The sequence below is a fragment of the Megasphaera sp. AM44-1BH genome (assembly GCF_003467125.1).
GTDB lineage: Bacteria > Bacillota > Negativicutes > Veillonellales > Megasphaeraceae > Megasphaera.
The window spans coordinates 50,291-60,008 of sequence record NZ_QSFA01000016.1; the positions used below are offsets into that span (position 1 = coordinate 50,291).

At 51.6% G+C, this 9,718-nt stretch carries 10 protein-coding genes; 9 read left to right on the forward strand and 1 reads right to left on the reverse strand.

Going from position 1 to position 9,718, the window contains the following annotated elements; genetic code table 11:
• The first annotated feature begins 4 nt into the window (after positions 1 to 4).
• The 9 genes from DW949_RS10420 (at position 5) to DW949_RS10460 (ending at position 8,864) form a co-directional block, all read left to right on the forward strand.
• Entirely contained in the window at positions 5 to 643 is a 639-nt protein-coding gene (locus DW949_RS10420) for a sigma-70 family RNA polymerase sigma factor (RefSeq protein WP_118023154.1), read from the forward strand.
• Positions 644 to 782: 139 nt separating this feature from the next.
• On the forward strand, positions 783 to 1,364 hold the full coding sequence (locus tag DW949_RS10425) for a hypothetical protein (RefSeq protein ID WP_118023155.1): 582 nt from the start codon (positions 783 to 785) through the stop codon (positions 1,362 to 1,364).
• Between the two features lie 14 nt (positions 1,365 to 1,378).
• On the forward strand, positions 1,379 to 3,679 hold the full coding sequence (locus DW949_RS10430; RefSeq protein ID WP_118023156.1) for an outer membrane protein assembly factor: 2,301 nt from the start codon (positions 1,379 to 1,381) through the stop codon (positions 3,677 to 3,679).
• 28 nt (positions 3,680 to 3,707) lie between these two features.
• Positions 3,708 to 4,994: a hypothetical protein gene (locus DW949_RS10435; RefSeq protein ID WP_233539577.1), complete on the forward strand. Its 1,287-nt coding sequence runs from the start codon at positions 3,708 to 3,710 to the stop codon at positions 4,992 to 4,994.
• Positions 4,995 to 5,018: 24 nt separating this feature from the next.
• A complete protein-coding gene (locus tag DW949_RS10440) occupies positions 5,019 to 5,504 on the forward strand; it encodes an OmpH family outer membrane protein (RefSeq protein WP_118023158.1) in 486 nt (161 codons plus the stop codon).
• A 10-nt stretch (positions 5,505 to 5,514) separates the two neighbouring features.
• Positions 5,515 to 6,453: an OmpH family outer membrane protein gene (locus DW949_RS10445; protein WP_118023159.1), complete on the forward strand. Its 939-nt coding sequence runs from the start codon at positions 5,515 to 5,517 to the stop codon at positions 6,451 to 6,453.
• Positions 6,454 to 6,470: 17 nt separating this feature from the next.
• Entirely contained in the window at positions 6,471 to 6,890 is a 420-nt protein-coding gene (locus DW949_RS10450; RefSeq protein ID WP_118023160.1) for an OmpH family outer membrane protein, read from the forward strand.
• Positions 6,891 to 6,904: 14 nt separating this feature from the next.
• Positions 6,905 to 7,933, forward strand: coding sequence for a UDP-3-O-(3-hydroxymyristoyl)glucosamine N-acyltransferase (lpxD, locus tag DW949_RS10455; protein ID WP_118023168.1), 1,029 nt, complete (start codon positions 6,905 to 6,907; stop codon positions 7,931 to 7,933).
• A gap of 10 nt (positions 7,934 to 7,943) precedes the next feature.
• Positions 7,944 to 8,864 (forward strand): lysophospholipid acyltransferase family protein, encoded by a 921-nt coding sequence (locus DW949_RS10460; protein ID WP_118023161.1) that lies wholly within the window; start codon positions 7,944 to 7,946, stop codon positions 8,862 to 8,864.
• A gap of 127 nt (positions 8,865 to 8,991) precedes the next feature.
• On the opposite strand, the gene DW949_RS10465 is transcribed toward DW949_RS10460, so the two are convergent.
• On the reverse strand, positions 8,992 to 9,718 hold a 727-nt coding region (locus tag DW949_RS10465; protein ID WP_118023162.1), incomplete at its 5' end, for an HAD hydrolase family protein.

Consider the following 9,718-nt stretch of genomic DNA (forward strand, 5'->3'; position numbering starts at 1 on the left):
GAAGTTGCTGGAGACCTATTTAAAAGAATTACAACAGATAAAACTTCTGGATCCGGAAGAAGAAAGAGCGCTCTGGCGGGCCTATAAAGACCAGGGCAGCCAGGAAAGCCGGCGGCGCCTCATAGAGCAGTACCAGCCGCTGGTTTTCCGGGAAGCGATGCGCTGGCATATCCCGCGGGATATGCTGCAGGATGCCCTGCAGGAAGGGACACTGGGGCTGATTGAAGCGGTGGAACGATATGATTACCGGCGCAATGTGGCCTTTCCTATTTTTGCCGTCCATCGTATCCGCGGGGAAATCCTGGATTTCCTGCAGAAAGAAAATAAACGGTCTTCCCTGTCCCTGGATGAACCCGATGAAAACGGCGTTACCTTGCGGGACCAGCTGCCGGACCGGGCAGAGGATCTGGCCGAACGCACAGGCCGCCAGATTTTATTTGAACACGTGGCGCAGACACTGCAGCGTCTGCCCCAGAAGGAACAGATTGTCGTGGAGGGCGTCTATCTCAAAGACCAGCAGCAGAAATCACTGGCTCATGATTTATCTGTCAGCCTGCCTTATGTGTACCGGCTGCAGAAACGGGGCATCCGCCGCGTGCGGGGGATGCTGAGCCGTTTTATTCACGACAACAAGGAGAAGTAAATAGGGTATAAACCGGAGAAAATAAGAGAATATAGAAGTATTTTCCAGATAAAGTGCTGCTTTTTTCTTTATTTCTCCGTTCGCTGATGCTTTCTTTTTCAGGATTTTATAAACATGCTGGGAAAGGAGCTTGTGCAGAATGGCAAAATCAGACAACGAACAGGCAGAACGTGTCCGTTCTGCCAGGGCCTGGCTGGAACGAGCCGAAAAATCCTTTGATAACAAGGCCGATGTCCGGGGAGAACTCAATCTCATGCTGGCAGAAGCAGAAATGAAGAATCTCCGGAAAAATCACGGCACAGGCCGTAAAATCCGCAGGCTGGCAGCTGTCCTGACCGCATTGGTACTGGCCCTGGGCATCTGGCAGTTCATGCGTCTGGAAGCGCCGTCATCTGATTTTACCCGGCCTGCCGGCAGTGAGACGGCAGCAGATACGTCCCGGCCGATGCCGCAGCCACAGCCAGAAAAAGAACCGGAGCCAGTCGTAACGGCAGAAGAGACACCAGCGATGCAGCAGGTTTCAGGCAGTGAACATCATGTCGATGCATTGCCGGAAGTACGACAGGGGGAAACAGGACGGGAGACGGAACGGACAGAACCAGCTCCTGAAACTGTACCATATACACAGCCTGTACAAAAAAAGGTCTTATCAGACCGGCAGGTACAGGCTGCCGTACAAGATGCGCGTCATAGTTTGCGCGGTGCGGAAACCAAGAAATGACAACGGAGGGTCTTATGATAACACGGAATAAAAAGTTTCTATTGATGATGATTACCAGTGCTATGGTGACTAGTCCCGTATGGGCTGCCGATCAGGCGACCGGCTATGATGCCGATCCGGGACAGACTGTAGAAAAAAAGGTATCCGCTTCAGACATGACCGCAAAAGACGAAGGAAAGCCTATGGCGCTCAATACGGTAGTGACCAGTGCCTCGACGCCGGAAACAGAAGCCGTCATGAAGAATGCAAAATCCGGCCTGACAGGGTATGAAACGGATGAAGAACTGGCAGCTATTGCCAAAGGTCAGAATCCGGAAGATGTACGCAAACCGGCAGAAAAAGAACAGGTAGAAAAAATCGAACAGGCAGAACAGGAACGGAAGAATCAGGTTGCCAAATCGGTTATCAGCGGCAATACGGGATACGAACAGGGGACGGTCGGCACGGCCGAATCGGCTAAAGAAGAAGGCCTTCCCGGCGCATCCGTACCGTATATGGCCGGCCTGGGCGATGTACAGATCGATACGACGGTGCCCAAGTATCCTATGGCTGTACTGGAAGCAGGGCAGGAAAGCACCATGCCCTATGGCAATGCCGTTACGGATGAATCCATTGCTCCCTACGCCAATAAAGTGACGACGGCGGTCAATGTCGGCCCCGTGCCGGATCCGGCTATTGAGGCCTATCTGCTGCCGAAACTCGCTATGCGTGTCGGGGATACGGTCAGTGCCGATTACGTCCGTCATGATGTCAATATCATCGGTTCGACAGGCCTCTTTTCGACGGTCCAGCCTGCTTTTACCAACGTGCCGGAAGGGGTGGCCCTGAACTATGCCGTTCAGCTCAATCCCGTCATCAATGGCGTAGAAATCACAGGCAATAAAGTCTATAAAACGGATGCGCTCCAGCAGATGATCCAGTTCGTCCCGGGCTCTCCCCTGAACAGCACCATCATCAGTAAAGACGTAGCCAATATCAATAACCTCTATGCAAAAGACGGATATATGTACAGCCATGTATCCAACGCGACACTGGACAGCAAAGGTATCCTCCATATCGGCATTACGGAATGCCATCTGGAAGATGTCGTCGTCCGTGGCAATACGAAGACAAAGACCCGCGTCGTAACCCGTGAAGTGCGCATGAAGAAGGGCGACGTATTCAACCGTGCCGCAGCCAGCCGCAGCGTGGAACGAATTTACAATACGGGCTACTTTGAAGATATCAACGTCCGCATGCTGCCGGGCAAAAAGAATCCCAATGATGTCATTATGGAAATCGACGTCGTCGAATCCAAGACGGGCCAGATTTCCATCGGCGGCGGCTATTCCCAGTCCAACGGCCTCGTAGGCCTCCTGGGCTTATCGGAAAGCAATTTCCGCGGTACCGGTGATAAAGTGGCCATCAACTGGGAATTCGGCGGGGAAACCGATTCCAATCACAACTATACCTTCTCCTATACTCATCCGTGGCTCAATGACCATGGCGATTCCATCGGCTTCAGCCTGTTCAACCGCGATTACGACTACGAAGACTATGATGAAAAAGGCAATTCCGTTGCCGACTATGACCGGGTAACGACGGGCTTCAACTTCACCTATGGCCGTGTCCGCAGTGAATACGTCAGCGATTATGTCACACTGGAAACGAAGAAGACGAAATACGACGACTGGAACAGCGGGTTCGATTATAGAGAAAATGGCCAGACTCGTCATGGCAAAGTGTATAACTTTAAAGACATGGATTACCTCGGCAAGAACTTTGGCCGGACAAACAGCCTGACCTGGTCCCATGTTTTCGATAACCGCGATAATGTCTATGATCCGACCCGGGGCAAGCGGATTTCCTATACGGCAGCTATTGCCGGCCACGGCCTGGGCGGCGACTTCGATTACTATAAACTGACCTTTGAAAACCGTCTGTACTATAAAGTAGGCCGCAAGCACGTCATTGCCCTGCGCTTCATGGGCGGTTATGCCAACGGCGATATGCCTTACTACGATCTCTTCACCTTAGGCGGCGCCGATAACCTGCGCGGCTATGAAGATGACGAATTCCGTGGCAACAAGATGTATGCGGCTACCGTAGAATACCGTTATCCGATTGCCAAGAAAATCCAGGGTGTCTTCTTCGTCGATGCCGGCTCGGCCTGGGATGGCACGGGAAATATCCCCTGGTATCAGAACGATGACAGCATCCACGTTTCCACCGGTCTCGGTTTCCGGATTACGACACCTATCGGGCCTATCCGCCTGGATTACGGCGTCGGTGATGACGGCGGCAAATTCCACTTCAGCTTTGGTGGTAAATTCTGATGCATGCAGACGATAGGTGGGATACGTCGTGTTTCGCACTTGTTTATTGACGATTCTCTTTGTCTGTGCTAGTCTAAGTAGTGCCATAGCGGCACCCGTAACTCACGTGGCGGTACGCGTCTCTTCTCTGGAAGAGGCCATACCGCCTCTTGTCGAGAAGAGGATAAGCGCCAGCATTGAGACGATTGGGAACCATGTATTTCTCGGTGCCGACGACGGCGTTGTGCGGAGCCGGCACGATGAATATACCCGCATGGTTTACGATATTATTGACCGCGTGCTCATCGGATATACTGTAGAACATATCGAACTCGTGCCCGGGCCGGAAACGACGCTGGCCGTACAGATCCGTCCCTGGGGGGATACCATACGCCGGGTACACGTCCGGTTTGATTATGGATCTCTTCCGGCTCTGGGACAGGAAATGGCCAATACGGATCTGACGGGAGCGGCATCTTTCATTGAAAACCTGCTGACCGGTCTTCCTGTCGATGCCCTGGACTGGGCAAACGGTACGGTCAAATCGGTAATGGAATCAGAACTGGAGACAGAACTTCCGGAATTTTATCCCCATATTGTCATTACGCCCGGGGCAGATACGACAGTAGAAGTGTATTTTCTGCCGAAACTTCCCGTCGTGCGCAATGTCAATGTCCGCGTCGATGCCGATAATCTCCCTAAAGTCATTTTCCTCAGCACGCGCAAGCATATGGAAGACCGCTATGCAGGCCTGAATGGCCTGCCTGTTGCATTTGTGCGCCGTCATCAGAAGGATGTGGAACGCGACCTGCAGCAGCATCTGAATGAGCAGTGGGTCATAAAAAAATATAAACTGCGCGTTCTTCCCAGTCTTTCTCTTGCAGAGAATATGGACATCAACCTGAAATCGGAAACGGATTTTTATGATGTCCGTGCCCTGGCGTATATCGATGTCAGCAGGGATGGTGATGCTCACCACGACAAAGAAGACAATACGGTCCTGAGGGCCCATGTGGGCAGAAAAATCGGCAGACATCATGAATTGTACACCGATGTGGAATTCATGCCGGCTTCGGTAGACTGGAATTTTATTCCCGGTTACGGGTATCAGCCCCGCAAGGGGACCTGGCTGGGATATGATTTTGAAAGCCAGGATGACAGTCATCATATCTGGCTGCGGCAGCAACTCGGCGGCCGCTGGTCCTTCCGGTTCGATAAAGATCTGACAAACCATGATGAAGAGGCGGGACTCTTGTACCGTCTCCATGAATACGTCGGTTTGGAATATATCATTTCCGGCCACGATACGTGGCTGCGGGTTATTGGCTATTTATAGGAATTGCAAAGGAGTAATGTTACTATGATGTCAGAAATGGGTAAGAAAAAAAATGTAAAGATTTTTTCCGCTGTCATTGCAGCGATTTTTGTACTGAGTGTTGCCGGCATTGCCGTCATGCAGATGGGGAACCCCGTCAGTGCGGCGCCGTCCAGCAATATCGGCGTCGTCGATATGAGCAAGGTCATTCCGCCGGATAATCAGGATGTAGTCAATGCACAGAAAGAAATGCAGCAGGCTTCAGAAGATGCCAAGAAAAAATTTGACGAACAGTCCCAGGGTATGACGGACGAACAGAAGAGCCAGCTCTATCAGCAGATCCAGGAAGAAATGACAAAGAAACAGGAAGATATTTATAAAGGCGTCAAGGATAAAGTCGATGAAGCCGTTGGCAGCGTTGCCAGCACGAAGGGACTGAGCCTTGTCGTCGATAAGCGCGCTGTTCTCTATGGCGGCCAGGATATTACCGAACAAGTTTCTAAAAAATTGAGCGAATCCCAGTCCAAGTAAGGATATTACCATGAAGCGTAAATATGCGGCAGCTGCTGGTGCCGTAGTGCTGGCCGTTTGTCTGGCTGCAGCCTTCTGGGTGATGCACAGCCGGACGCCGGCAGTACCTGTCACAGAAAAGGGGCCGGTCATTGCCTGTGCCGATGTGGAACACATCATGATGAGTCATCCATCATACAGCCAGTACCATCGTCTGGAACTGGAATATAATGCGATGGTTGCCCAGTACCAGTTTGAACAGTGGCATTACTCACAACAGGCCGCATCCCAGGGGCAGGCGGTGAAGGACTTTTCTATGACTGACGCCTTGTCATCAGCGGCTCTCGATCAGGAATTACAGGCCCGGGTGGCCATTAAACAGAATGAGTTGAATGCAGCGCTGGAACAGCGGTATCAGGCGCTTCTCCAGGAACGCAGAAAGGTCCAGCCGTCTCTTTCCGATGAGGATAATCTGAAGATTGTCAATCTCCGGCTGAAACTGGCGGCGCTGGCACTGTCCCAGTCAGAACGGCAGGCAGCAGAACAGGAATTGCAGGCACTGTTGCGTAAAAGCGGCGGTGATCACCAGACGGACACGGCTGCGGCAGCAGATATTGCATCTGCCATGGCTTCCGATAAGGAAAAAGCACAGAAAGAACTGCAGGCGTATGCGCTTCAGGTAAAAGACGAACTGACGGCCCGGCAGCAATCCAGCCGGGAATTGTTCACGAAACAAATGGATTCTCTGGGGCATCGTCCGGAACCGGCTGTCTGGAATGCGGCCTGGAAAGAAAAACTCGAAGCAAAAGAAAAAGAAATGAAGGATCAGAAAGAAGCCATCCTGGCAGATATCCGGGATAAAGCGGCGGATGTTGCTGAAGAACAGGGAATTGATATCATATTCTCTGAATATGAAGGCATCGGTACGGCGCTGGATGTGACCGATGATATTATTGTCAAGCTGGCATAACAGGAGGCATTATACGAATGAAACGGATAGGTAAACGATTGGCTGCTGCCTTGTGCATGATTGCGGCAGTTGGCGTACTGAGCGGCTGCGGCAGTGAAGATAAAGTAGGCTATGTAGATATGAACCGCGTGCAGAAAGAAGCGCCGGCAGTACAGCAGTATCAGCAGAAGATAGAAGAAAAGAGCAAATCTCTCGATGCAGAGCTGCAGCAGGCCCAGCAGTCCATGTCGGCTGAAGATTTCCAGAAAAAGCAGCAGCAGGCATTGCAGGAACGGCAGATATTCGCAGCCAGCATGCAACGTCAGTTCATGACGGATATCCAGAGCAAACTGGGTGATATCGCCAAGGATAAAAACGTCGGCATCATCGTCTACAAAGAAGTCGTTCCCAACGGCGGCGTTGATGTGACCGATGATTTGATTGCGAAATTACAATAAAGGGGTTGACTATGTTGAAGAAGACAGTACAGGAGTTGGCCGCCATCCTGGGCGGTATGGTGATCGGTGATGGTACACGGGAAATTGAGGATATCAAAGGCTTGCAGGAAGCAGGAATGCAGGATATTACCTTTGCAGTAGATCCATACACGGAATATCTGCCTCAGGTCCACGCCGGTGCCGTCATTGTAGAAAAAGAAGTCCCCGCCGGAGATAATACGCTCGTATTGGTAAAAAATCCGCGCCTGGCTTTTTCACAGCTCCTGGTACTCTTCCATCCCCGTCAGACCGTGGCCCGGGGTATTCATCCTACGGCTGTTGTCGATGACAACGCTGTCCTGGGGGATAATGCGGCTGTCATGGCCTATGCGGTCATTGGCAGAAATGTCAGAATAGGGAAAAACTGCGTCATTTATCCCTATGTTTTCATTGGCGATAATGTTACCATCGGCGATGACGCCGTCATTTATCCCGGTGCCGTCATCCATGAAAACTGCCAGCTTGGCGACCGCCTTGTCGTCCGGGCCCATGCGGTCATCGGCGGCGAAGGCTTTGGTTTTGCTACCAATGAAGGCCGTCATACGCGGATTCCCCAGATTGGCAATGTAAAAATCGGGGACGACGTGGAAATCGGGGCCTGCACCTGCATCGACAATGGGACACTGGACAGTACCGTTGTCAAACGGGGAACAAAAATCGATAATCTCGTTCATCTCGGCCATAATGTGGAAATCGGGGAAGATTGCTTCATTATCGCCCAGGTAGGGATTGCCGGCAGTACGAAAGCAGGCAATCACTGCATCTTTGCCGGACAGGTAGGATGCACGGGCCATATCACCATCGGTGATAACGCTGTTTTTGCAGGAAAGACGGGGATAACCGGCAATGTTGAAGGCAATCAGGTCTATGCCGGATATCCGATGCAGCCCCACATGGAATGGAAACGGTCCCAGGTATATCTGAAACATCTGCCGGATATGGCAAAGAAAATCAAACAACTGGAAAAGAAGATTGCTGAATTAGAAAAGAAGACAGCAGAGTAAGAGGCAGCCTATGTATACATTTATGAAAGTGCTGAGCTGGATCATTTGTCATCTTCCCGATGGAGCCCGGCGGACGCTGGGCCATTTCCTGGGCTGGTTTTTCTGGACTTTTGTTCCTAAAAAGCGGAAAAAGCTGGCGCAGCAGCAGATACTGGACTGCGGTATCACCGATGATCCGGAAAAGGCCATGGCCATTGCCAAAGCGAGCAGCTGCCGCTTCGGGCCTATGATCATCGAGGTATTGTCCTATCCGGTATACACGAAAGAAATACTGGACGAGAAGATTACCTGGCATGGGAAAGAATATCTGGATGAGCTGAAAGAAAGCGGTGAAGGCGCCGTTTTCATGGCCTCTCATGCAGGAAACTGGGAATTATTGGGAGCGGTGCTCGCCATGAATGGCTATCCGCTTATTTCCGTAGCCCAGCAGCAGGACAGTCACAGTGCCGATACCTTTATCAATGAATACCGGGCGATGATGAAACAGCATGTCACCTATAAGACGGGTATCCGCGATATGGTCCGTTTCCTCCAGGAGGGGCATTATATCGGGCTCCTGATGGATCAGGACCCGGGATATACGGGTATTCTGGTGAAGTTATTCGGACGCGATACCCTGACAGCTGACGGACCGGCCAAGATGGCAGGAATAAAAAACTATCCCATTATTTCTACGTTTATCCATGAAGACCGGCCCTATCATCATGTCATCGACGTGCTGCCGCCTATCCGGCCGTATACTTCGGATCACCGCCTGTCCAGGGAAGAAAAAGACCGTATCGTGTATGAGACGACACAGGCTTTAAATGACAGGCTGGAAGCGCGGATCCGCCAATATCCGGAAGACTGGTTCTGGCTGCACAACCGCTGGAAGTGGACGAAACGGTATAAGGAAAAAGTAGCAAACGGTGAAATGGCAGCAAAGCGGTAAAAAAAAACGGAATGACGGGTTCAGGCAGCGGACAGAAGAGGCCCTTTCCTTCAGACTAAAAAAGAGGACTGGTACATAAAGCAGTTTGGCTTTTGCTTTATGTACCAGTCCTTTTTGGATGAACCGATCAGGAAAGCCAGCCGAATTTCTGGCAGGCGTGGAGGATGCCTCCTTTGTCGTTGTCATCGGTTATATAGTCGGCCCGTTCTTTGAGCTGGGGCCGGGCATTTCCCATAGCAATGCGGAAAAAGGGCGGGATGAACATAGAAATATCGTTCAATCCGTCACCGAACACGACGACATCTTCCAGGGGCGCCCCGACGTGTTCCATGAACCGGCGGATACCGGCACCTTTATCGGTCGGTTCCACCAGATAGGTGTTGGTGATGTAAGGAAGGCGGGAAAGACCGTACGTATCCAGTGGCAGGTCATCCGCTTCCGGACGGACATGGACGATTTTATAGATAGTCGTCAGGGCGTCGATATCCACCGGGGTGACGACCGTCTGGAACAACTGGGACTGGCCGAGATGACGGAATAGTTCATATGGTGTATAGCGTACCATCGTGTTGCTGGTGAATACGGCCCATGGCAGGTGACGCCGTTCCAGTTCGTGAAGGAGGGCCCGGCAATTGGCTGTGGGAAGGCTGTTCATTTCTATGAGATCATTGTTCATCGTGAGACTGTTGCCGCCGTCACTGACGAGAGAGGTAATCCCATAGCGGTTTGCTGTGCGGAAGCCATCACACTGCAACCGTCCCGTAGCAATGGCGACACTGTGACCGAGCTGGCGCAGGCGGTTCAGGCAGTATACCGTATCTGCCGGGATGATTTGGGAAATATCGAGTCCCAGC